This is a genomic window from Comamonas testosteroni, assembly GCF_014076415.1.
GTDB classification, from domain to species: domain Bacteria; phylum Pseudomonadota; class Gammaproteobacteria; order Burkholderiales; family Burkholderiaceae_C; genus Comamonas; species Comamonas testosteroni_F.
Map to the genome: position 1 here is coordinate 4,462,494 of NZ_CP043568.1, position 22,148 is coordinate 4,484,641.

The following is a 22,148-nucleotide window of genomic DNA, read 5'->3' on the forward strand; positions in this document are numbered from 1 at the left end:
CAGAGATGCGCGCCGCCTTGTGGTTGATGGGTCTGTTTGCCGTGGCCGTGGCCATGGCACTGTTTGCCGGCAATAACCAGAGCTCGGTGACCTGGTTCTGGTCGCCCTACCGGGTGGACATGTCGCTGAACCTTGCCCTGGTTCTTCTCGTTCTGGCTTTCGTGCTGCTTTATGCCGCGCTGCGCGCCCTGGCAGTGCTGCTGCAGATGCCGCACCAGGCACGCCGCTGGCGCATGCAGCAAAAAGAGCGTGGCATGAACCAGAGCCTGCTTGAAGCGCTCTCGCATCTGCAAGCCGGCCGCTTTTTGCGCGCCCGCAAATCGGCTCTGGCCGCCTTGTCCACCGAGCAATCGCTGCGCGAGGCAAAGGCCGGCCTGCCTTATGGCGAACGCCTGAACGCCACGGCCCACCTGATCGCCGCCGATGCCTCCCACGCCCTGCAGGATGCCGCCTTGCGCGACAAGCACTGGCAACAGGCTCTGGACGTACTCCCCATCCCCGGCAACACCCAGGACATGGAAATTCGCGAAGGCGCTCAGATGCGCGCCGCCCGCTGGGCACTGGATGACCGCGATGCCGCCGAATCGATTCGCCGCCTGGGCGAGCTGCCGCTGGGCGCGGGCCGCCGCACGATTGCCCTGCGCATCAAGCTCAAGGCCGCACGCCTTTCCGGCGACACGCAGGCGGCGCTCGACACCGCCCGTCTGCTGGCCAAACACCGCGCCTTCTCTCCCGCGGCCTCGGCCAGCGTGGTTCGCGGCCTGCTGCTGGCCAGCATCCGCGACGCACGCGACACCTCGTCACTGCAGCAGTTCTGGCTGTCGCTGGACGAAGACGAGCGTGCCATGCCCGAAGTGGCCATCCCTGCCACGGAACGTCTGATCGAGCTGGGTGGCGAAGCCCAGCAGGCGCGCGCCTGGCTGCTGCCGGTGTGGGAGCATTTGCTGACCCAGCCCGGACCGCGCACGGAAACCCATCTGCCCAAGCTGGTGGAAGTGCTGCAATCGAGTCTGGGCAAGCTGGATGGAGCCTGGTTGGCTCGCATGGAAGCCGCCGCCAATGCCAACCCGCGCGAGCCGCGCCTGCAATATCTGGCCGGCATGGCCTGCGTGCAGCGCGAGCTCTGGGGCAAGGCCCAGCAGTTGCTGACCCGCGCCGCACCGCAGCTGCAGGACCCCCAGCTGCGCACCCGTGCCTGGCAGCGCCTGGCGCTGATGGCCGAGCACCGTGGCGATATGGAGGCCTCGGCCATTGCCTGGAAACTCGCAGCCCAGGCCATGGTGGTGCTGCCGGACAATCCGGCGCAGGACGAATAGGCGCGCTCAGCTCCGGCTCATGAACACCTGAAAACCAGATGCTCCAGCATGGAGCGGCCCCGGTTCGGGCCACAGTCCCCTCGTGACTTCATGCGCACAAAGCAAAAGGCCACGGCCGCCGCGGCAAGCCGCGAGCGACCGTGGCCTCAGGCCAGGCCTGGACTTACTTGCTGTGCTCTATGGTCTTCACATGCTCCGCCACCTGCGCGGCGGTCACGTCGCCAGGGCGGCCGCCCCAGGTCTGACGCATGTAGTTGACCAGATCGGCCATCTCCTCGTTGCTGAGCTTGTCGGCATAGCCGGGCATGGTCTGCATGCGTTCGCCATGGGCCAGGTCACGCTCGTGCACGCCTTCGCGGATCACGCGGATCAGGTTGATAGGCGTGGGGAACATGGCCGTGGTGTTGGTGCTCATGGGCACCGACGAATGCGGCTGGCCCTGGCCCTGCGCACCGTGGCAGCCCGCGCACAGGCCCAGGTACATGTTCTCGCCCTTGACGCTGGTCTGCCCCTCGGCAGCCTTGAGCTTGGGCCCGGGCATCTCGCGGTTCTGGGTCAGATAGGCGGCCATGGCGCGCACATCGGCCTCCGCCATGCGCGAGGTGGAATGCTCGAGCACCGAGGACATGCGGAAAGTCATCACTCCTTGCGGCGACAGTCCGGTACGGAAGAACTTGACCAGATCGTCCTTGGTCCAGCCGCGCTCGCTCAGGGCATCGGGGGTCAGCGCCGGAGCGTAGGAACCTTCGATGGTGTTGCCCTCGAGATAGCGCGAGCCATCCATGGCGAAGGTGGCCTTGGTGCGCGGGCTGTGGCATTCGGCACAGTGGCCCAGCACATCCACCAGATACTTGCCGCGCACCAGTTCGTCCACCGACATGTCGAACTCCTTGGCTGCGGGGCGATTGAGCGCATTCCACATGGCAACGGCAGGACGGATGCTGAACGGGAAGCCCATCTCGCTGGGCTTGTTGGCGACCTCCACGGCCGGCTGCTTCATCAGCCACACCCAGAGCGCATCGACATCGGCACGCGTGATCTGGTGGTAGCTGGCATACGGCATGGCCGGATACAGGTTTTTGCGCCCTGGCGCCATGCCGGCAGCCACTGCCCGGTACAGATCATCGGCCGTCCAGCCGCCGATGCCGTGCTTCTTGGAAGGCGAGATATTGCTGCCGTAAAGCGTTCCCATGGGAGTGACCATGGGCACACCGCCCGCCAGCTCCGCACCCGTGACCGGAGAGCTGTGACAGGCCGCGCAGTCACCGGCGCGGAACACCTGCTCGCCACGCTTGTACAGCGCATCGAACTCCTGCGGACCCAGTTTGGCAAAGTCCACCGTGGCCGGCGGGACGTCGCCGCTTGCGCTGCCGTACAGATACATGCACATGCCCCCGGCCACGAGCACGCCCAGCACGGCGGCTGCGCCCAGGCCCTTGATCCAGGTCTTAGCCATTGTTCACGACCTCCTTGCTGCGCTTGCCCGTGGTCAGGCCCGGCGTCTTCAGGATCACGTCGCGCACGGCGTTGTAGTAGCGCACATAGCCGGTGCAACGGCAGATATGGGGCTCCAGTTGCTCCTCGATCGCCTTTTCCACCTCATCGGCGGGCACGGGGTGCTTCTGGAGCTTTTCCACCAGCACGGTGGCCGAGTTCACGAAACCGGGCGTGCAGTAGCCACACTGGAAGGAGTAGTGCTCGAGAAAGGCCTTCTGCACCAGCGAGGGATGGACCACGCCCTTGTCGTCCACCGAGGCAATGCCTTCCACGGTACGAATGGTCTTGCCGTTGAGCCAGGTCACGCCGGTCACGCAGGCGGGCACGGTGATCGAGCCTTTTTCAGGGTCGTCGACGATGATGGTGCAGGCGCGGCACACGCCCTGGCCGCAGCCCAGGCGCGTGCCGTTCATGCCCGCGTACTCCTGCAGGAACTCGATCATCATCAAGTCCTTGGGAACGTCGACGGGGCCTACCTGTTTGCGATTGATGGTGGCGGAGAATTGAATACGGTCCTGCATCACAGTGCCTCTTTGATTTTGTCGGGGGTCACGGGGGTCGCATGAAAGCGCTTGCCCGTGGCATGGGCGATGGCGTTGACGCAGGCGGCGACCACCGGGATCATCACCACCTCGGCCATGCCCTTGGGCGGATCGGTGCGCGACAGCGGCGGCAGCACCACGCCCTCGGCCTTCCACACAGCCACTTCGCTGGCGCGCGGCACGTGGTAGCGATTCAGGTTCCACTGGCCGTTGCCGGGGCCGGTCTCGTGGCGCGGCAGGTCTTCGTACAGTGCATGGCCAATACCCATGGCCACACCGCCCTGGATCTGGCCGGAGACCAGCTCGGGCACGATCTGCGTGCCACATTCCAGCCAGGTCTTGTGCGAGAGGAGGTTCACCTTGCCCGTGCCCGGGGACACGGACAGCTCCACCATGGTGGCGCAGGGCGCGTAGTACACCGTGCCCGCATTGGTGCGCTGCACCGGCGGGTAATAGACCCTGTCGCGTGCGATGAAGGCATAGCCGCCGGATTTCATCGCGGCCTTCCTAGCCTCGCTCGCACCCTTGCCGTACTGCACGGACAGGGCGTCGATCATGGCCTGGAACTTCCTGCCCTCGACCGTGAAGTCGGCCTTGGCCCAGGCCCAGCGATTGAAGGCGTGCACGCAGACGCCGGTCACGATGCCCAACTCGTGTGCGCGGGCAGCCAGGCGCTCCAGGCTCAGCGGCTCCAGGCCCTCGGCCACGAGCATGCGTTCACGCCACTCCAGCATGTCTTCGGTGACGGTGCTGGGCAGCATCTGCCCCCCACCCTCCTTGCCGGACCAGATTGACTGGGCCGCAGGCCACAGGCAGAGCTTGAGCAGCAGTTGCGCCGCCTGTTGCGTGGCGTGGCGGAAGTAGTAGGCCGAGTTCGATGCCGATACCGGCGACACCAGGCGCGGTGTCCAGGTCGGATCCCGCGCCAGCTCGTCCTCCTTGGCCTGGGGCGTGGTGTAAGGCTCGTCCTTGGTATGCAGCGGCAGGTTGTCCCAGTGGTTCACCGCGAAGTCCACGTCGTCCGCCGGGCGCCCCAGGAAGGGCTCGACCGCCACCAGCTGCGCCGTGGTGCTGCCGGTACCGATCTCGGTGGCGATGTGACGCATCTTGATGCGGCCCTCGGGCGTGATCTCCAGCTGCGCGATCGAGGCCTCCGCCCCCGTGCCGAAGTCCTTTTGCACGGCACCGAAGCCTATGCCGTAGCGCAGGCCGGGGTTGGCCGCCTCGAAGTCGGCCTTGCGCTTGGCGCGCTCGATCCACATCGGGTCCTTGGCGGCCATGTCCAGGATCTCGCCTATGCGCAGATGACCCGAGGGCGAGGCACCCTGGGTGTTCTTCATGCTGCTCTTGAGCACATTGCGCCGGCGCAGCTCGATGGCGTCCAGGCCGATCTCCTGGGCGATCTCATCGACCAGCATCTCGGTATAGGCCATGGATTGCACCGTGCCGTAGCCGCGCATGGAGCCGGCCGTAACGCCGATGGAGGGGTAGACCTCGGTCGACAGGTCGCTCTCGGGGAAGTAGTAAATGGATTGCGCCGCCGTCACCGCCACCGTGCCCACCGAGGGGCTGAAGTTGGTCACGCCGCCGCCATCGCCCACCATGTGGCAGGTCAGCGCGTGGAACTTGCCGTCCTTGTCCACCGAGATCGCTGTCTCCACGTCGAAGGGATGGCGCTTGAGGGCGAACTGGAAATGCTTCCAGCGGTCCAGCGCCAGCCGCACCGGACGGCCCTGGGCGTACAGCGACGCCAGTGCCACGTAGAACGGGAAGGGATGGTGCTCCTTCTGGCCGTAGCCCACGGTGTAGGAGCTGATGTAGTCGAGCTGGTTCAGCGGCAGCTTGCTGTCCTTGAGCATGTGCATCACATGCTCGGCCGTGCCGTAGGGCGCCTGGCTCGCGGCGACCATGTGCAGTGCACCGCTGCCCTGCTCATACCAGGCCAGGCCGTTTTCCATTTCCATGGCCACATGCTCGATGGACTGGCTGTAGTACTTGCGTGCAAACGCGCGCAAGCCGTCCTTGGGCTGTTTCATCTCGGCCTGGATACGGGCCGACTCGCCCATCAGCGCACCGAAGGCGGGGTGGCTGCTGTCGGGCCAGTGCACGCCTTTTTCATCGAGCTGAGGCCAGATGACGGTGTTCTTCATGGGCGAGAACCTGTCCTCGCCATAGCCGTCCTCGCCTTGCACGCGTACATAGCGCGCGGCCACATAGGGTGCGCGCGGCGGCTGGGCAGCCTCGGCTCCGAAGCGGAAGATCGCGTCATTGAAGCGCAGGCGCTGGTTGGCCACGCGGAACTTCTCGTAGTCGTGCCAGATGGCCACGGCCACCGGGTGGCCCAGCATGGGCGAAACCTGGCCCTTCCTGACGAAGAACTCGCCGTAGAAGCCCGGCTCGGGCATTCCTACCCCGTCGGCGGCGAGGGACTCGGCGTCGATCAGCACATCGGGCTGGTAGTCGCTGCCCAGCACCGACAGATCCAGGCCTTCGTAGATGCGGTCGGCGCGCGGGATATGAATGGTCAGCGCGTGCGACTGCTGCGCGGGCCAGCCCTGCATGTCTCTGGCGCGCAGGTCGATGGCAAAGACCTTCTGCCCGGTGACCTTGGCCATGCCGTCGCGGCGGTAGTTGAGCGTGTTGCCATTGATCCAGTGGGTCTCCTGACCGCTGGCGGGCGTTATCAATTCCGCAAGCGCGTCTTTGACCGGGCGCACACTCGCAATCACGCCCATGGCGGCGGCAGCCTTCAGAAAACTGCGCCGATTCAAGTCCAGTTTGGACACGGTTCCAACTCCTTGCTGCAATGCGCACAGCAACAACAAGGACTGGCGTGGGCACATCGCTAGATGACTATGTATTCCCGAACGTTGTATGCGTCCAAGAGTCAAAAAGCAGGTGATAACGGCTGCAGTTGTTGTCGGCATTTCTGCCCACATATCGCCAGCCTTGGCCGTCCGCCACGCTTTGGTCTTTTAAAAGACTAAGAGGCGCGGAGTATAGAAACAGCGGCTTGCATGATTTTTCGCCGCCTAAATTCACAAGTTAAATACTCGGAAAATTGATGTTCATCAATGCCAACTTCCTTCATTGATGCTTGTCGTGCAAAACGGCATGCGCCCACTTCGCTCTGTACAGGATGCTCGAGAACCTTGTAGAAGCCAGAGCTTTTTGGCTCGGGCATTCAGCTTTTTTGAATCGAGCCCTCAATCCTGCTGAACCTTTTTGCATTCCCCGCTTCATACACTGCATATCAATTTCAGCAGGCCCCAGCGCCCGCAACCCGCACTTTCTGATTGCAGTTTCCATGAATTCAAGCCCCCGCTATACCGGTACCGCCATCGCCCTGCACTGGGTTCTGGCCCTGGCACTGATAGGCATCTTCGCCTTTGGCCTCTATATGACGGGGCTGCCTTTCTCGCCCACACGCCTCAAGTACTTCAACTGGCACAAATGGGCCGGCATGACGATTCTGATCCTGTCCGTGCTGCGCCTGGTCTGGCGTGTCACCCACCGGCCGCCGGAGCTGCCCGAAGCCGTCACCCGCACCATGCCCGCCTGGCAACGCGTAGCCCACCATGGCGTGCATCACCTGATGTATGCGCTGTTTTTTGCCATCCCGCTGGTGGGCTGGATGTACAGCTCGGCAGCAGGCTTTCCCATCGTGCTGTTCGGTCAATTGCCTCTGCCCGACCTGGTGAGCAAGAGCCCCGAACTGGCCGAAGCGCTCAAGCCCTGGCATGGCTATCTGGCCTATGCGCTGGCGGCTCTGGTGGTGATGCATATCGCAGCCGTCATCAAGCATCAGATCATTGACCGCGACGGACTGCTGTCACGCATGATTCCGGGGAAATAGTCCCCCCTGAGCGGCCCCGCCGCTTCCCCAGGGGACGACAGCTTTGCTGCGCGGCGGCGCTTGCTCGCTGTCTCGCACCTTCAAGGCGCACCGGTTTTTGAGTTTTTTGTATGTTCATCACAAGGAGTTTTTGATGAAAGTCCTTTTTTCCTCCGCACTGATCGCCACCGCCTTCATGGGCACTGCTGCCCAGGCGGCTCAAGCCCTGGTGCCTGCGCAGAGCGCCGTCAACTTTGAAGCCAAGCAGATGGGCGTGCCGCTCAAGGGGCACTTCAAGAAGTTCGACGCCCAGATTGCCTTCGACGCCGCCAAGCCTGAGAGCAGCAAGATCCATTTCACCGTCGATACCGGCAGCGCCACCATGGGTGCCAAGGAAACCGATGCCGAACTGCCCAAGGCAGACTGGTTCAACGTTGCCAGATTCCCTCAGGCCACCTTTGACTCCAGCGCCGTCAAGGCTCTGGGAGGTGGCAAGTTCCAGGTAGACGGCACGCTGACCATCAAGGGCAATGCACAGAAGGTGAGCCTGCCCGTGACGCTGACCCAGTCCGGCGCCACCACCACGGCCGCTGGCACGCTGGCGCTCAAGCGCCTGAACTTCAAGATCGGCGACGGTGACTGGAAGGACACCTCCATGGTGGCCGACGAGGTCAATGTGCAATTCAAGCTGGCTCTGACCGGCGTCGGTAAGCTCTAAGCGTTTTTCGGCTCCAGCCCTTGATAGTCAATCGCTGGTAGCTCATGTTTTGATAGTTCCAATCCCTGAAGGAGTATTCACCATGCGTTCCACCCTGTTCGCCCTGGCCGCTGCGTCCCTGTTTGCCACTGCTGCCCAGGCAGCACCTGCCACTTACGCCATCGACCCCACACACACTTTCGCGACTTTCGAGATCGATCACTTTGGCGCCTCGACCAACCGTGCCCGCTTTGACAAGAAGAGCGGCAACGTGCAGTTCGACAAGGCAGGCAAGACCGGCAAGGTCGATGTCGAGCTGGACATGACATCGGTGAACTCCGGCACCGCCGCTTTCAACAAGCATCTGCAAAGCGCCGACATCTTTGACGCCGAGAAATTCCCCAGCGCCAAGTTTGTCTCCGACAAATTTGTCTTCGACGGCGACAAGCTCAAGGAAGTGACCGGCCATCTGACGCTCAAGGGCAAGACCGGCCCCGTCACTCTCAAGGCCAACAAGTTCACCTGCTACGAAAGCCCCATGCTGCAAAAGCGTGAAGTCTGCGGCGGCGACTTTGAAGCATCCATCGACCGTACCCAGTGGGGCGTGGACTACGGCATCCCCTATGGCTTCTCCAAGCAAGTGCGCCTGGTCATGCAGATCGAAGCCGTGAAGCAGTAATCCAGGTCCGTAAAGACTCTCGAGTGAAGCCCTTTGCGGGCTCTCTCTTTGGCCTGGTCCGTGCAAGCGGTCCGGGCTTTTTTGCGTCTGCGGCCTGCTTCAGACACAAATCCCTTTCATTAAAAAATTTACTTTAGGTTAATCAATTACGAATAGTAGAATAAATCCACTCACACAATTGAAGGAGACATCGCATGAGCCAAGCCGCCCCTACTCCGGTTTACTCCCAGCCCCGGCGCGCGGACATGAGCCAGCTGCCCGCACCTGCCGCCGTGCAGCAGCTGCACCACTACGCCTACAAGGCCAAGGATGCAGAAGAGACTCGTCACTTCTACGAGGACATTCTGGGCCTGCCGCTCTACCACATCATCCAGAGCGACTACGTCCCCTCCACGGGCGAGTACTGCCCTTACACCCATTTCTTCTTCCGCCTCAAGGACGGCTCCTTCATCGCCTTCTTCGACATCGGCGACGACGAAGCGGCCCTGCCCTCACCCAACACTCCGATCTGGATCAATCACATCTCCTTCCGTGTGGACTCCGTGCAGGAGCTGGAAAACACCAAGGCCCGCCTGCAGGCCTGCGGCGTGGAAGTGCTGGGCGTGACAGATCACCACATCTTCAAGAGCATCTACTTCTTCGACCCCAACGGCATTCGCCTGGAGCTGACGGCCCAGTTGGCCGACGAGCTGCAGATGCTCAAGGAAAGCAAGACCGCCCATGCACGCCTGGACGAGTGGACGGCCCGCAAGCAGCAGTGGCGCAAGGAACGTGCCGAAGGCAAGTCCAGCGCTCCGCTCAAACCGCAGAACAACGACCGACCGGAGTTTGTTCCCACCAAGTAAGCTCCCCACTGAGGCGCCATGCCTAAGCGGCCTCGCGTCTTCCCCTCTGTGCTTGGCGGAGGGGGACGACAGCCTCGCTGCGGGGCGGTTGGGGCCGCCCCCAGGCCTTGCTTGCTGCCCCTTGGCTGGGGCATGCATATTCAAAGTGCAGCTAGCTCAATCGGTATCGGTTTTATAGCTGCAAGCGCCTGATAAATAAGCGCAGAAGGGCGAAATAAGGCCTACCGCGCTCATCACTGGATCGGATCGCTAAAATCATTGGCAATCCGTCCTTATCTTTCATGCAGACGGCATCCCTTTTCAGGATGCCGTTTTCATTTCCAGAGTTCTTGTAACGCAGCCATGAGCGACACCATTCAACAGCCCGGCCTCGACAGCCTCTCCAAGTCTTTTGAACCTGCCTCCATCGAAGCCCATTGGGGGCCAGAGTGGGAAAAGCGCGGCTACGGCAATGCCGGCTATCGCGGCACGGGCAAACCCGGTACCGAAGCTACCGCTGCAGGCAACAACTTCTCCATCCAGCTGCCCCCACCCAACGTGACAGGTACGCTGCACATGGGCCACGCGTTCAACCAGACCATCATGGACTCGCTGACACGCTACCACCGCATGAAGGGCTACAACACGGCCTGGATTCCCGGAACCGACCACGCTGGCATCGCCACCCAGATCGTGGTGGAGCGCCAGTTGCAGACTCAAGGCGTGAGCCGCTATGACCTGGGCCGTGACGAGTTCACCAAAAAGGTCTGGGAATGGAAGGAAAAGTCCGGCAACACCATCACCACCCAGATGCGCCGCATGGGCGATACCGTGGACTGGAGCCGCGAGTACTTCACCATGGACGACAAGCTGTCCAGGGTGGTGACCGAGACTTTTGTGAAGCTGTACCAGCAAGGCCTGATCTACCGCGGCAAGCGCCTGGTGAACTGGGATCCGGTGCTGCAATCGGCCGTGTCCGACCTGGAAGTCGAGAATCAGGAAAAAGACGGTTCGCTCTGGCATATCGCCTACCCGCTGACCAGCGGTGAAGGCAATCTGGTGGTCGCCACCACCCGTCCCGAAACCATGCTGGGCGACGTGGCCGTGATGGTCCACCCCGAGGACGAGCGCTACAAGCATCTGATCGGCCAGACCGTGACCCTGCCGCTGGTAGGCCGCCAGATCCCCATCATTGCCGACGAATACGTGGACCGCGAGTTCGGCACCGGCGTGGTGAAAGTCACGCCTGCGCACGATCAGAACGACTACCAGGTGGGCCAGCGCCACAAGCTGCCCATGATCTGCGTGCTGACGCTGACCGCCAAGATCAATGACGAAGCGCCCGAGAAATACCGCGGCATGGACCGCTTCGTGGCCCGCAAGGCCATCGTGGCCGACCTGGAAGAGCTGGGCCTGATGGTCGAGATCAAGAAGCACAAGCTGATGGTGCCGATCTGCGATCGTACCGGCCAGGTGATCGAGCCCATGCTGACCGACCAGTGGTTCATCGCCATGAGCAAGGTCAGCGACCAGGATCCGACAGGCAAGTCCATTGCCCAGAAGGCCATCGACGCCGTGGCCTCAGGCGAAGTTCAGTTTGTGCCCGAGAACTGGGTCAACACCTACAACCAGTGGATGAACAACATCCAGGACTGGTGCATCTCGCGCCAGCTGTGGTGGGGCCACCAGATTCCGGCCTGGTATGACGAAGAAGGCAATATCTACGTTGCCAAGAACGAAGCCGAAGCCCAGGCCCAGGCTCCCGGCAAGCAGCTGACCCGCGACGCTGACGTGCTGGACACCTGGTACTCCTCCGCCATGGTGCCTTTCAGCACCATGGGCTGGCCCGAGCAGGGCCATGCGGCCGATGACGACTTCAACCTCTACCTGCCCTCCTCGGTGCTGGTGACGGGCTACGACATCATCTTCTTCTGGGTCGCCCGCATGATCATGATGACCACGCACTTCACGGGTCGCGTGCCGTTCAAGCATGTCTACATCCACGGCCTGGTGCGTGATGCGCAAGGCAAGAAGATGAGCAAGTCCGAAGGCAATGTGCTGGATCCCGTGGATCTGATCGACGGCATCTCGCTGGAGCCTCTGCTGGACAAGCGCACCACAGGCCTGCGCAAGCCCGAGACCGCGCCACAGGTGCGCAAGAACACGCAAAAGGAATTCCCCGAAGGCATCCCCGCCTATGGCGCCGATGCTCTGCGCTTCACCTTTGCGGCCCTGGCCTCGCTGGGCCGCAGCATCAACTTCGACAGCAAGCGCTGCGAGGGCTACCGCAACTTCTGCAACAAGCTCTGGAACGCCTCGCGCTTCGTGCTGATGAACTGCGAAGGCCATGACTGCGGCCTGGCATCTCACACCAAGGAGCAATGCCAGCCCGGCGGCGAGTTTGCGGGTTATATGCACTTCAGCCAACCCGACCGCTGGATCGCCTCTCAGCTGCAAAAAGTCGAGGCCGAAGTGGCCAAGGGCTTTGCCGAGTTCCGCCTCGACAACGTGGCCAATGCCATTTACGACTTCGTCTGGAACGAGTTCTGTGACTGGTATCTGGAAATCGCCAAGGTGCAGATCCAGACCGGCAACGAGGCCCAGCAGCGCGCCACGCGCCGCACGCTGATCCGTACGCTGGAGGCGATTCTGCGTCTGGCCCACCCCATCATTCCGTTCGTGACGGAAGAGCTGTGGCAGCAGGTCGCCCCCGTGGCCGGACTCAAGGGCGAGTCCATTGCCGTGGCACGCTACCCCGAAGCACAGCCGGAGAAGATCGACGAAGCCTCTATCGCCTACGTGGGCCGCATCAAGCAGATGGTGGATGCCTGCCGCGCGCTGCGTGGCGAGATGGGCGTGTCGCCCGCTCAACGCCTGCCGCTGCTCACCGTGGCCGGCAATGCCGAGGATTCGGCATTTCTGCGCGCCAATGCCGACGTGCTCAAGAACCTGGCCAAGCTCAGCGAAGTCAAGGTGTTCGATGACGAAGCAGCATGGGCTACCGCCGCACAGACCGCTCCGGTCAACGTCCTGGGCGACATCCGCCTGGCTTTGTTTGTCGAGATCGACGTGGCAGCCGAGAAGGCCCGCCTGTCCAAGGAAGCCAAGCGCCTGGAAGGCGAGATCGTCAAGGCCAACGGCAAGCTGAGCAACGAGGCCTTCTGTGCCAAGGCTCCTGCCGCAGTGCTGGAACAAGAGCGCAAGCGCCTTGCCGACTTCGGCTCGACCTTGGTCCGCATCAACGAGCAACTGGCTAGACTGGGCTGATCCCTAGTAAACTTTCGCAACGACAAGGCGCAGGCAACTGCGCCTTTTTTCCATCCAGAACAGACAAGCACATGAGCAATCAAACCCGCGTCCGCAAAGCCGTGTTCCCAGTTGCAGGCCTGGGCACCCGTTTTCTGCCCGCCACCAAGGCTTCACCCAAGGAAATGCTGCCCGTCGTGGACAAGCCGCTGATCCAGTACGCCGTGGAAGAGGCCTATGAGGCCGGAATCCGCGACATGGTCTTTGTTACCGGCCGCAGCAAGCGGGCCATCGAAGACCATTTCGACACTTCGTACGAGCTCGAGAACGAGCTGGAGAATGCCGGCAAGCAAGCCATGCTGGACCTGGTACGCAGCGTCAGCCCTGCCGATATGAATTGCCTGTTCGTGCGCCAGCCCCGCTCCCTGGGCCTGGGCCATGCCGTTCTGTGCGCACAACCCCTGGTCGGCAATGAGCCCTTTGCCGTCATTCTGGCCGACGACCTGATGACAGGAGAGAATGGCGGCCCCGGCGTGATGGCGCAGATGACGGCCGCCTTCCAGAAACAGGGCCGCTCACTACTTGCTGTTCAGGAAGTTCCGCTTGAGCACACCAAGCGCTATGGCATCGTCAAGGGCGAGCCTGCAGGCGGACCTCTGATGCGCATCGACGAGATCGTGGAGAAGCCCGCTCCCGAGAAAGCGCCATCGCGCATGGGTGTGGCCGGCCGCTACGTGCTGACTCCCGCCATCTTTGACGAGATCCGCAACCAGCCAAAGGGTGTGGGTGGCGAGATCCAGCTGACCGATGCCATCGAACGGCTGATGGCTCATGAAGCCGTCTATGCCTTCCAGTATGCGGGCAAGCGCTATGACTGCGGCAGCAAGGAAGGCTTTTTGGAGGCCACGGTGGAACTGGCTCTGCAGCACCCCGATGTGGGTGACAGCTTTCGCGAATACCTCAAGAGCCTGAGCCTATAAGCGAAATCTACCAAAGCCGCTCTGATGACAAAAGGCCTGCAAACGCAGGCCTTTTGTGCGTCTAATGCTCTCAGCGCCGACGCAGGATATGGATGAATTCATCACCAACCGTCTGCTGCTCGACCAGCTCGTTGCCGGTCTGCTTGGCAAAGGCCTGGAAGTCCCGGATGGAGCCGGTATCCGTGGCCACGACCTTGAGCAATTGGCCGCTTTGCATGGCAGCCAGCGCTTTCTTGGCCTTGAGAATGGGCAGCGGACAGTTCAGGCCGCGGGTATCAACTTCTTGGTCTACGTGCATGGGGTGGATTCCTCGTCAGCACCGATTGTAGAAAAACCGGGCGCTGGCAGCGCCAGCGCGGTCTTTGCTCAAACCAGAGCCGGGGCCACTGTAAAGCGCGGATCCTCGCCCCAGCGTCGCACAGGCCATTTGGCAGGGTCAGGCTCGGGGTTCTGGCCGGGACGAAAAGCACCAAAACGTGGCTCGAAGCCTTTTTGCTTGATCCACTCGGCCAGAGCGTAGCCCGTGCCTGCAGGCCAGCACAGCGACTCCTGGGCCGTCTGCCAACGGTATTCCAGCAACTCGGGAGAAAGCTTCACATCCTCAGGCCGGCCTTGCACGCGCACATGGTAGGCAATCAGCACCTGATTCATGCGCAGAAACTCCGAGCAGCACAGCAGACGCAGTGCCTTCACGCGCAGCCCCGTCTCTTCCAGAACCTCGCGGCAGATACCTGCTTCAGGCGATTCACCGGCCTCCATGAAGCCGGTGATCAGACCGAAAACGCCCTCCTGCCACAGCGCATTGCGCGCCAGCAGCACCCGGCCGTCATCACCCTCCACCACGGCCGCCAGCACCGGCGTGGGATTGCCCCAATGCGTAAACCCGCAGCTCGGGCAGCGCAGACGCTGTACCTCGCCGCTGTCCTCGCTGGCCACAATCCATTGCAGCTCAGTCGCGCAGTTGGAACAAAAGCGCACTTCATAAGCCATGAGGCTCTCCGTATTCTTCACGACTTACGCAAAACGGGTTCAGGCGAGGCGTCTGTCTCAGAAGGCAGGCCGCTGTTGCATTCTTGTTTGCGTAAGTCCTATTCTTGATATTGATAGCAGTCAGCGCTTGATGGATAAGCGCTGACGGTCATTTGGAGCTTTGATTCTCTTTTGCGCTATCACGCAAAAGACATGGCTCATGCCGGAAACACGCCTGTGGAGAGGTAGCGATCGCCGCGGTCGCACACCACAAACACGATGGTGGCGTTCTGCTCGCGTTTGGCAATTTCCTGAGCCACCCACAGTGCACCGGCAGCAGAAATGCCCGCGAAAATGCCCTCTTCGCGCGCCATGCGGCGGGCCATGTCTTCGGCATCGTCCTGGGTTACATAGACCAGCTCGTCGACCAGAGAAGCGTCATAGATCTTGGGCAGATATTCCTCGGGCCACTTGCGGATGCCAGGAATGCGCGAGCCCTCGGAAGGCTGAGCGCCGATGATCTTGATATTCGGGTTCTTTTCCTTGAGGAACTTGGCCACGCCGGTAATGGTTCCGGTAGTACCCATGGCACTCACAAAGTGGGTGATCTCACCACCCGTCTGCTCCCACAGCTCCGGCCCTGTGGTTTCATAGTGGGCCCGAGGATTGTCGGGGTTGGCAAACTGGTCCAGCAGCACCCCCTTGCCCTGCGCCACCATCTGGTCGGCCAGATCGCGTGCATATTCCATGCCGCCGCTCTTGGGCGTCAGAATCAGTTCGGCACCGTAGGCCTTCATGGTCTGGGCGCGCTCGATGGACAGGTCCTCGGGCATGATCAGAATCATGCGATAGCCCTTGATGGCTGCTGCCATGGCCAAGGCAATGCCGGTGTTGCCCGACGTTGCCTCGATCAGTGCATCGCCAGGCTTGATCTCGCCGCGCTCTTCAGCACGCTGGATCATGGACAGCGCAGGCCGGTCCTTGACGGAGCCGGCAGGGTTGTTGCCTTCGAGCTTGCCCAGTACCACGTTTGCACGTTCACGGTTGGCATCCGCGCCGATGCGTTGCAATGCCACCAGCGGCGTGTGACCGATAGCATGTTCGATGGTCGAATAAGTTTTCATGTCCAATACTGTGCCATAATTCGCGTCTGCGCTAAGCGAAGCCCGGGTGGTGAAATTGGTAGACGCAGGGGACTCAAAATCCCCCGCCGCAAGGCGTGCCGGTTCGATTCCGGCCCCGGGCACCACATACTGAAAGCCGTTAAGTCTCAAGGACTTAGCGGCTTTTTCTTTGCCCATTTATTTTTTGATTCCCCCTTGCGCGTTCGTGGTTGAGTTTTGCTGCGTTCGTGAAAAGATCCGGTTGCAATGACCACTCTGCAAAAAATGGGCACCTAGCCTTAGGCCGCGGCCGATTGATATACTGTATTTATGTACAGTCATCGACTCTTGAGCGGCATGCCCGTCCAACTCACTGCCTCCCCAGTTGCTTTGCCTCTGGCAGATTGCAGCGTGCGCGCAGGCTTTCCCTCACCAGCCGAGGACTTCTCAGGCAAGCGGCTAGATATTGCCGAGCTGTTGGTAGAACATCCACAGGCCACATTCCTGCTGCGCGTGGCCGGGCCGTCCATGCGCGAGTACGGCATTGATGATGGCGACATCATCGTGGTCGACCGGGCACTGCGCGCACGCCATGGCAGCATCGTCGTGGCCGTGCTTGACAATGACTTCACCGTCAAAGTCTTGTACAACGCTGGCGGCAATTTCAGGCTCCGGGCCGGCAACCCCACCTACCCCGACATCGTCCCCAAAGAAAACCAGGAGCTGGAAATCTGGGGCGTGGTCAAGTCCTGCATCAAGCGCTTTGCATGAGCATGTATGTTCGCGCTTATCGATGGAAACAACTTCTACGTCAGCTGCGAGAGGGCGTTTAGACCCTCTCTGCAGGGCATTCCTGTTGTTGTCCTGAGCAATAACGACGGCTGCGCCATCTCACGCTCCGACGAGGCCAAGGCCTTGGGCGTGAAGATGGGGCAGCCATTTTTTCAGTTGCGCGACCTGGTCGAGCACAAGGGTCTGGTCTGCCTCTCTCCAAACTTTGAGCTGTACGGCGACATGAGCGACCGCATGATGTCGCTGGCTGCCGGCCTGGGGCCCACTCAAGAAATCTATAGCATCGATGAATCATTCATTGGGGATCTGGATGGCGTGCGGGATCTGACCCGGCGCGCTTTTGCCATTAGGGCGCGCATCCTGAAATGGACCGGCATCCCCACCTGTGTGGGCCTCGCTCCCACCAAGACCCTGGCCAAACTCTGTAATCATGTCGCCAAGGATTCGGAGCGCAAACCGGGCAGCTACCCTGCAGAGCTGCAACGGGTCTGCAACTGGGCCGAGCTGTCCGACCAGCAGCGCACCGATATCCTCGGCCGCACGCCTGCCGGCGAGATCTGGGGCGTGGGCCGGCGCATCTCGGCCCAACTGGCCGAGCAAGGCGTGTTAACGGCGCTGGACTTGGCCAGGATGCCGGCACATGCCGCGCGCGATGGCTGGAGCGTCGTGCTCGAGCGCACGGTGCGCGAGCTGCAGGGCGTGAGTTGCATGAGCTTGGAGACAGCTCCCGCCGCAAAAAAACAGATTGCATGCACCCGCAGCTTCGGCCACCCCATCACCACCCTACCCCCACTGATTGAAGCCGTGAGCGAATTTGCAACCAGGGCCGCAGAAAAGCTGCGCGCTGGCAGCTTACGCGCAGGCGCTCTGCATGTTTTCGCGCATACCTCGCCATTCAGATCAGGCCGCAGGTTTTACGAAACGGCAGTGATTCAACTCCAGCCGCCCTCCTCCGACACCAAGGCGCTAGTGAATGCGGCCGTGCGCGGCTTGCGATCGATCTACCAGCCTGGCTACCAACTATCCAAGGCCGGCGTCATGCTGCAAGACCTGTGCCCTGCAGAAGTACAGCAAGGCGATCTGCTTTTTCAGGAACCCAGCCGCGATCAGAGCAAGCTGATGGAAGCCATGGACAAGGTCAACAAGCGCTTTGGCAAGGGCACGGTGCATGTCGCCAGCACTGGCATGCCCGAGCAGGACGAGAGCGGCTGGCGCATGCGGCAAGAACGCCGCACACCACGCTACACCACCAAGATCGAAGACATCCCCATAGCGAGGGCCTGATGAGACGAGTCGATGCACAACAAGCCATTCTGAGCCACTGGGTCAACTGGCAAGAAAGACTGGCCGATGCCGACATGCACCCGCACCCAGGCACTGCCATGCACCTTTTTTATGAGTTCCTGCAGGCCCAGCACCCCACCTGTCTGGACTTCGCCAGCCATTCCCCCTATCTGCAAATGCGGCAGTGGCTTGCAGAAGATTGCGAGCCCTAGAACTATTGCAGCTGCTCGATCAGCGCCCTGTCTACCTGCACCTGCCCTTTCAGGGCGCTGACTTGGGCGTCTCGGCGCTCGACCAGTCCGACAAGCTGGCCAACCATGCCCGCGCCTCCCGCAGCAAGGGCTGCGAGTCGCTGGTGCTGATCTGCGAGATCTCTGCTGGCAGCGGCGTCACTGGCAAGCTGGGCGTTGCGGGTCGCGGCACTGCGGATGTCGTGCTGCAGGCTTGCAATGCGGGCAGCATCAGCAGCGCGGCCAGCCTCCAGGCGGGCCATTTCGTGTGTGTAGTCATGGGTGTTTTCCTGTTGGGCAGCGCCGTGCGCCACCACGGCAACCGCTTTCGTTTCAGTAGCGACTTGCGATTGCTGGGCGATCTCTACAGCCTGCTTTGCTTGGGAAATCTCAACCTTAGCCAGCCACTGGGTCTGCACAGCCAGCAGCAGGGCAAGGGCCAGGGCCAGCCACGGCCAGATTCGAGATGCGCCGGTCATGCCAGCCCCCGCTCGCACAATTGACGCTCTGCAGCACGACGCTTGACCAGGCCGGGCAGTTGCTTGCCGCCGGCGAATGTCCAGCGGCTCAGCTCGGCACAGGCGCCGTCAATGTCGCCCGCATTGGCCTTGCGCACCAAGGTGCTGCGGCAGAAGGCGTCATCGCCCACGTTGAAGGCAAAGCTCACAAAGGCCGCGCGCTGGCCATCGGTCAGCGGCACGCTGATGCAGTTCAGTGCATTGGCATGCTTGGCCAAGTCCTTGTAAAGCATCTCCTCGCACTGCTCACGAGTGAACGTCTGCCCATCGCGCAGCTCGGGGCCGGTATGCCCAGTGCAACTGGTCAACACGTTGACCGGGTCGCGGTAGCTGCGCAGCACGGTGCCCTCGTACTTCTGCACCAGGGGCACAGCCAGGGCCACGGCAGCGCCGCCAATGGCCGCAATAAGTCTTTCTTTCCAGCTCATCGGCTTGTCACTCCTTTGATTGCGGTCCAAAAGCCCACACAGGCACCGCCCAGCATGACGATGGCCGCCAGAGGCTTAGCTACCTTGCCAACCCAGTTCAGCACCTTGAATGCACCCTTCATGGCGGTGAAAAACTCCAGCATTTCCGCCAGCTGCTGCTTGAGTTCCTGCAGCTCCTGACGCTCTTCATAAAGGCCCTGCGCAAGGGCTTTCAGATCGCGCTCGATGGTTGCCATGCGCTCACTCCCTTCGTCCAACCGTTCTTTAATCTGCTCATGCTCCAGCACGGGCAGTTCATCGATTAGCTCCTCCATCAGCCCCTCCTATGGCTTGGTTGTAATGAACAGCAGCAGGCAAAACAGCGCCGGTGCCAGCGCATCCAGCCCACTGGCCCAGTTCCATACCCTGGGATCAAACCCTCCCCACCAGGGCATGCCCGTGCGGCGCCCGCCTGCAAACGCCTGAATCCAGCGGTATTCGGCTTGGGTGTGCTCGCGCGCCAGCCACCAGCTGCAGGCCAGCGCGCCACCGAGCCACCAATTGCCCGCTACCAGGCCGACCAGAGCCTGTACCAGCATTGCAATCAGGGCATGAATCAAAGGTGTCCAGTCCATGGCTACAGCTCCAGCGCGTGCGCGTAGATAAAGCGCTCATCCACCTGTTGAGCCGTAAGCCCGAGCTGCTCGGCAACCCACAGCACCGTGGGGCTGTAGCGCTTCCAGTTCAAGACCTCATTCATGGCCGCATCGAGCATGGTCTGCTGCTCGGTATCCGTGAGCGATTCACGCAGCTGCTGCAGGCGATCCCAGAGAGATACGCCTTGCCCATCCACCTGGTGCATCAGGGCCAGCTTGGCTTGCCAGCGAGCCACCTCGGTCGGTACTCGAGGCGGTTGCGACTCGCTGCTGCCAGCGAAGACGCGGTCTGGGTTCTCGGGCGGCTCGATCTCGAACTGCTGCAGCTCTGGAATGCGATCGCTCAGGTTGATGTGGAAGCCGGGCACTGGCGCCATCACTGGGACTTCTCCATCCTGTGTCTGAATCAGTTCGCCGGTTGGTCGAAAAATCACGCCAACCACATCCACAGCCACAGCACCGATATAGGCGGGCAGGCCGTCATCAACAATCCAGCTGTCCAGCGCGGAACGTGCCGCAGATTCCATTGGGAAACGTAAATACGCGGTCATGCCGTGATCCTTTGCAGTTGGCTATCGGTAATGCGGGCGGCGTAGAGCGCACACCTCTCGATGTGGCCCGAGAAAAATTGGGTATTCAGCCGGTTCCCGATATCTAGCCTGTTCATGGGAGCCGGCAAGGTTATGGCTCCACTTGGCGCGGCAAGTACACCATTGGTTGCCACCCTTGCTGAGGCCTGCCCCCAGGTAAGTGCACGAGACAGTCGGCGCAATGGCAGGATGGCGCTTTCCGCTGGCCCATACTGGAAGTTCCCAGCCGCAGTGACCACTGAAGCGATGGACCCATTGCCATTGGGGCTCAAGTGCAGGGCCACGCAGTTGGCTGTCGTGCCATCTGTCAGCGACACAAAGCGAGCATCAGCACCTGACCAGCCATTGGGCGTTGCCGCCACAACCAAAGCTCCGGCCGACACTGGAGACGACAGCTGCAACGTGACACTGTCAGCCGCCCGCGTTGCCGCCGCTGAAACAGTGGGAATATACGAAGAGGCGAAAGCACCGACCTCTGTTTGAACATTCCTGAACCACACACCTGAAACACCGTCGCCAGCGAACACCTCGGCGCCGGCACCTTCTCCAGATGCAAGAGCCAGCACAGTGCGACCAGCAGAGCCCGATGCTCCAGCCCCCAGATTAAAAGTTGCTGAGCATCGGTAGACGCCACCCCCTAGCGACCTCATGCTGGCGGATATAGCTCCACGCAGTGATGCCGCCCCCGTAAGGAGGTTAAAGGTTGCGGAAGGGAAGCTGCCCGCCTTGTTAACACAACGCAGCCAAAAGAAGTTGGCTCCATCTGCCTTCGCCTCAACTGAGATCGTGAGCAGAGTTTCATCGGCAAACCCTATGGACGAGGTAGCCGAATACAGCTCGTGTGTTCGATTCTCGGTCGTAGCGACCAGTTTCGTCATAAGGTTGGCGTCTGGGGCTCCAATGCCGACCAAGGCCGATTGCACCCAGTCCGCATGCGAAAACTCGTTGCTGCGCCTTACCAAATTCGTGCGATCCCCCTCCACCAGCAGACCCAAGCATTTGCCGGTCGCTGGGTCGTAGTCGATACGCGGCACGCCGGCCGGAACAGTCTCCCGCACGCCAGCTGCATTCCAGCGCGTGGCGGCGGACGCACGCGTGAACGAGATACGCGGATCCACCTGCCCGCTGTTGGCGAAGTCCAGCAGCACCGCGGGACGCAACTCAGGCATATTCAGAATTGTTGCCATATCAGATCAGCTCAAAGTAAGGGTTGCGGAACGCGCGATGCCATCGTCACCGCGCAGAAATAGCTTGATGGTTGTGTCGCTGACACGCTCGGTCCAAAAGGATCCGATGGCAGCGGGCTGGTTCTTCGAGACCATGAGCGTGCCCAAGACATCCAAGAAGGCCAGCCGACCCAGTAACTGGACGGAAGGGACCTGAGCAGGATCGGGGCCCACAGCAGAGGTAGGCACCGATGCCGCGGCAGCTGCATTGATGGCATCTTGCTGAGCCGTGCTGACCGGCGCCTTGGTCACTGCATTGCCGGTGGGCGTGCCATCTGCAGCGATCTGCAGATGCGCAACCCCGCCGGTTACCAGCTGCAGAACATCGGACCCAGGCAAGTTCAGGCCAGTGTTTTCGTCGGCCGCACCACGCACACTGGGAATCAGCTGCAGCGTCTGCCCCGATCCCGTAGTGGTACCCGCAGGAAACTTGCCGGCCCCAGCGCCATCTCGCACCGCCTGATAGCTGTTGACCAGCGCAGCAGCCTGCGCAGCCAGATCACGCAAATAGCCTTGGGTGGGCATGATTGCGTAGGCTTGGACCGTGGCCGTGCTGCCTTTGTAGTTAGGGCTGATGCGCAAGCTGGTGCCGCTCACGATGGACGTGATCTCATAGACCTGCGCGTCAGGCCCCAGGAAGGTTTCACCAACCGCTGCACCATCCACCCATGAGGTGCCTGTGCCGGTGATGACGTTGCTGTTGTTGGTCACCGCGACGGTGCCAGTTCTGTACCATGCCATTTAGCAGTCCTTCATG

General features: G+C 61.5%; 23 protein-coding genes and 1 tRNA gene. 11 read left to right on the top strand and 13 right to left on the bottom strand.

The window, feature by feature from the left end; translation table 11 throughout:
* The first annotated feature begins 5 nt into the window (after positions 1-5).
* Positions 6-1,316, top strand: coding sequence for a heme biosynthesis protein HemY (locus F0P97_RS20490; RefSeq protein WP_182283742.1), 1,311 nt, complete (start codon positions 6-8; stop codon positions 1,314-1,316).
* Between the two features lie 163 nt (positions 1,317-1,479).
* Here the strand turns inward: F0P97_RS20490 and F0P97_RS20495 are convergent, their stop codons facing one another.
* Genes F0P97_RS20495 through F0P97_RS20505 form a run of 3 tightly spaced genes read right to left on the bottom strand, consistent with a single transcriptional unit; the run spans position 1,480 to position 6,141 of the window.
* A complete protein-coding gene (locus tag F0P97_RS20495; protein ID WP_182283743.1) occupies positions 1,480-2,772 on the bottom strand; it encodes a cytochrome c in 1,293 nt (430 codons plus the stop codon).
* A complete protein-coding gene (locus F0P97_RS20500) occupies positions 2,765-3,334 on the bottom strand; it encodes a (2Fe-2S)-binding protein (RefSeq protein WP_050872197.1) in 570 nt (189 codons plus the stop codon). Before F0P97_RS20500 ends, F0P97_RS20495 begins: the two co-directional genes overlap by 8 nt.
* Positions 3,334-6,141: a xanthine dehydrogenase family protein molybdopterin-binding subunit gene (locus F0P97_RS20505; RefSeq protein WP_182283744.1), complete on the bottom strand. Its 2,808-nt coding sequence runs from the start codon at positions 6,139-6,141 to the stop codon at positions 3,334-3,336. The genes F0P97_RS20500 and F0P97_RS20505 overlap by 1 nt, the downstream gene beginning before the upstream one ends.
* Before the next feature lie 521 nt (positions 6,142-6,662).
* On the opposite strand from F0P97_RS20505, the gene F0P97_RS20510 reads away from it, so the two are divergent.
* The 6 genes from F0P97_RS20510 (at position 6,663) to galU (ending at position 13,616) form a co-directional block, all read left to right on the top strand.
* Positions 6,663-7,211 carry a cytochrome b gene (locus tag F0P97_RS20510; RefSeq protein WP_182283745.1) on the top strand — a complete coding sequence of 183 codons (549 nt, stop codon included), beginning with the start codon at positions 6,663-6,665 and terminating at the stop codon, positions 7,209-7,211.
* Between the two features lie 133 nt (positions 7,212-7,344).
* Entirely contained in the window at positions 7,345-7,908 is a 564-nt protein-coding gene (locus tag F0P97_RS20515; protein ID WP_182283746.1) for a YceI family protein, read from the top strand.
* An 82-nt stretch (positions 7,909-7,990) separates the two neighbouring features.
* Positions 7,991-8,566 (top strand): YceI family protein, encoded by a 576-nt coding sequence (locus F0P97_RS20520; protein ID WP_182283747.1) that lies wholly within the window; start codon positions 7,991-7,993, stop codon positions 8,564-8,566.
* A 194-nt stretch (positions 8,567-8,760) separates the two neighbouring features.
* On the top strand, positions 8,761-9,411 hold the full coding sequence (locus F0P97_RS20525; protein WP_182283748.1) for a VOC family protein: 651 nt from the start codon (positions 8,761-8,763) through the stop codon (positions 9,409-9,411).
* 342 nt (positions 9,412-9,753) lie between these two features.
* Entirely contained in the window at positions 9,754-12,657 is a 2,904-nt protein-coding gene (locus F0P97_RS20530) for a valine--tRNA ligase (protein ID WP_182283749.1), read from the top strand.
* Between the two features lie 71 nt (positions 12,658-12,728).
* Positions 12,729-13,616: a UTP--glucose-1-phosphate uridylyltransferase GalU gene (gene galU / locus F0P97_RS20535; protein WP_003069120.1), complete on the top strand. Its 888-nt coding sequence runs from the start codon at positions 12,729-12,731 to the stop codon at positions 13,614-13,616.
* 70 nt (positions 13,617-13,686) lie between these two features.
* Here the strand turns inward: galU and F0P97_RS20540 are convergent, their stop codons facing one another.
* The 3 genes from F0P97_RS20540 to cysM all read right to left on the bottom strand — a co-directional run bounded on the left by F0P97_RS20540 (position 13,687) and on the right by cysM (position 15,709).
* Positions 13,687-13,914, bottom strand: a complete 228-nt coding sequence (locus tag F0P97_RS20540) for a sulfurtransferase TusA family protein (protein ID WP_003052800.1) — start codon at positions 13,912-13,914, stop codon at positions 13,687-13,689.
* A 68-nt stretch (positions 13,915-13,982) separates the two neighbouring features.
* Positions 13,983-14,606, bottom strand: coding sequence for an NUDIX domain-containing protein (locus tag F0P97_RS20545; protein WP_182283750.1), 624 nt, complete (start codon positions 14,604-14,606; stop codon positions 13,983-13,985).
* 197 nt (positions 14,607-14,803) lie between these two features.
* Positions 14,804-15,709 carry a cysteine synthase CysM gene (gene cysM, locus F0P97_RS20550; RefSeq protein WP_003078715.1) on the bottom strand — a complete coding sequence of 302 codons (906 nt, stop codon included), beginning with the start codon at positions 15,707-15,709 and terminating at the stop codon, positions 14,804-14,806.
* Positions 15,710-15,749: 40 nt separating this feature from the next.
* Here cysM and F0P97_RS20555 point away from each other — a divergent pair.
* From F0P97_RS20555 to F0P97_RS20570, 4 genes are all read left to right on the top strand, one after another.
* Positions 15,750-15,834: transfer RNA gene (locus F0P97_RS20555), tRNA-Leu, on the top strand.
* A 211-nt stretch (positions 15,835-16,045) separates the two neighbouring features.
* Positions 16,046-16,459, top strand: a complete 414-nt coding sequence (locus F0P97_RS20560) for a LexA family protein (protein ID WP_182283751.1) — start codon at positions 16,046-16,048, stop codon at positions 16,457-16,459.
* Positions 16,460-16,465: 6 nt separating this feature from the next.
* Positions 16,466-17,764, top strand: coding sequence for a Y-family DNA polymerase (locus F0P97_RS20565; protein WP_182283752.1), 1,299 nt, complete (start codon positions 16,466-16,468; stop codon positions 17,762-17,764).
* Positions 17,764-17,976 carry a hypothetical protein gene (locus F0P97_RS20570; protein WP_182283753.1) on the top strand — a complete coding sequence of 71 codons (213 nt, stop codon included), beginning with the start codon at positions 17,764-17,766 and terminating at the stop codon, positions 17,974-17,976. Before F0P97_RS20565 ends, F0P97_RS20570 begins: the two co-directional genes overlap by 1 nt.
* Before the next feature lie 2 nt (positions 17,977-17,978).
* On the opposite strand, the gene F0P97_RS20575 is transcribed toward F0P97_RS20570, so the two are convergent.
* Genes F0P97_RS20575 through F0P97_RS20605 form a run of 7 tightly spaced genes read right to left on the bottom strand, consistent with a single transcriptional unit; the run spans position 17,979 to position 22,132 of the window.
* Complete coding sequence (locus tag F0P97_RS20575; RefSeq protein WP_182283754.1) at positions 17,979-18,473, bottom strand: hypothetical protein; 495 nt, start codon at positions 18,471-18,473, stop codon at positions 17,979-17,981.
* Positions 18,470-18,940: a lysozyme gene (locus F0P97_RS20580; protein ID WP_182283755.1), complete on the bottom strand. Its 471-nt coding sequence runs from the start codon at positions 18,938-18,940 to the stop codon at positions 18,470-18,472. Before F0P97_RS20580 ends, F0P97_RS20575 begins: the two co-directional genes overlap by 4 nt.
* Positions 18,937-19,227: a hypothetical protein gene (locus tag F0P97_RS20585; RefSeq protein WP_232537996.1), complete on the bottom strand. Its 291-nt coding sequence runs from the start codon at positions 19,225-19,227 to the stop codon at positions 18,937-18,939. The genes F0P97_RS20580 and F0P97_RS20585 overlap by 4 nt, the downstream gene beginning before the upstream one ends.
* Positions 19,228-19,263: 36 nt before the next feature.
* A complete protein-coding gene (locus tag F0P97_RS20590; protein WP_182283757.1) occupies positions 19,264-19,554 on the bottom strand; it encodes a hypothetical protein in 291 nt (96 codons plus the stop codon).
* Positions 19,555-19,556: 2 nt separating this feature from the next.
* Positions 19,557-20,126, bottom strand: coding sequence for a hypothetical protein (locus F0P97_RS20595; protein WP_182283758.1), 570 nt, complete (start codon positions 20,124-20,126; stop codon positions 19,557-19,559).
* Positions 20,123-21,352, bottom strand: a complete 1,230-nt coding sequence (locus tag F0P97_RS20600; protein WP_182283759.1) for a phage head spike fiber domain-containing protein — start codon at positions 21,350-21,352, stop codon at positions 20,123-20,125. Before F0P97_RS20600 ends, F0P97_RS20595 begins: the two co-directional genes overlap by 4 nt.
* A gap of 6 nt (positions 21,353-21,358) precedes the next feature.
* Positions 21,359-22,132, bottom strand: coding sequence for a hypothetical protein (locus F0P97_RS20605; RefSeq protein WP_182283760.1), 774 nt, complete (start codon positions 22,130-22,132; stop codon positions 21,359-21,361).
* Positions 22,133-22,148: the final 16 nt, after the last annotated feature.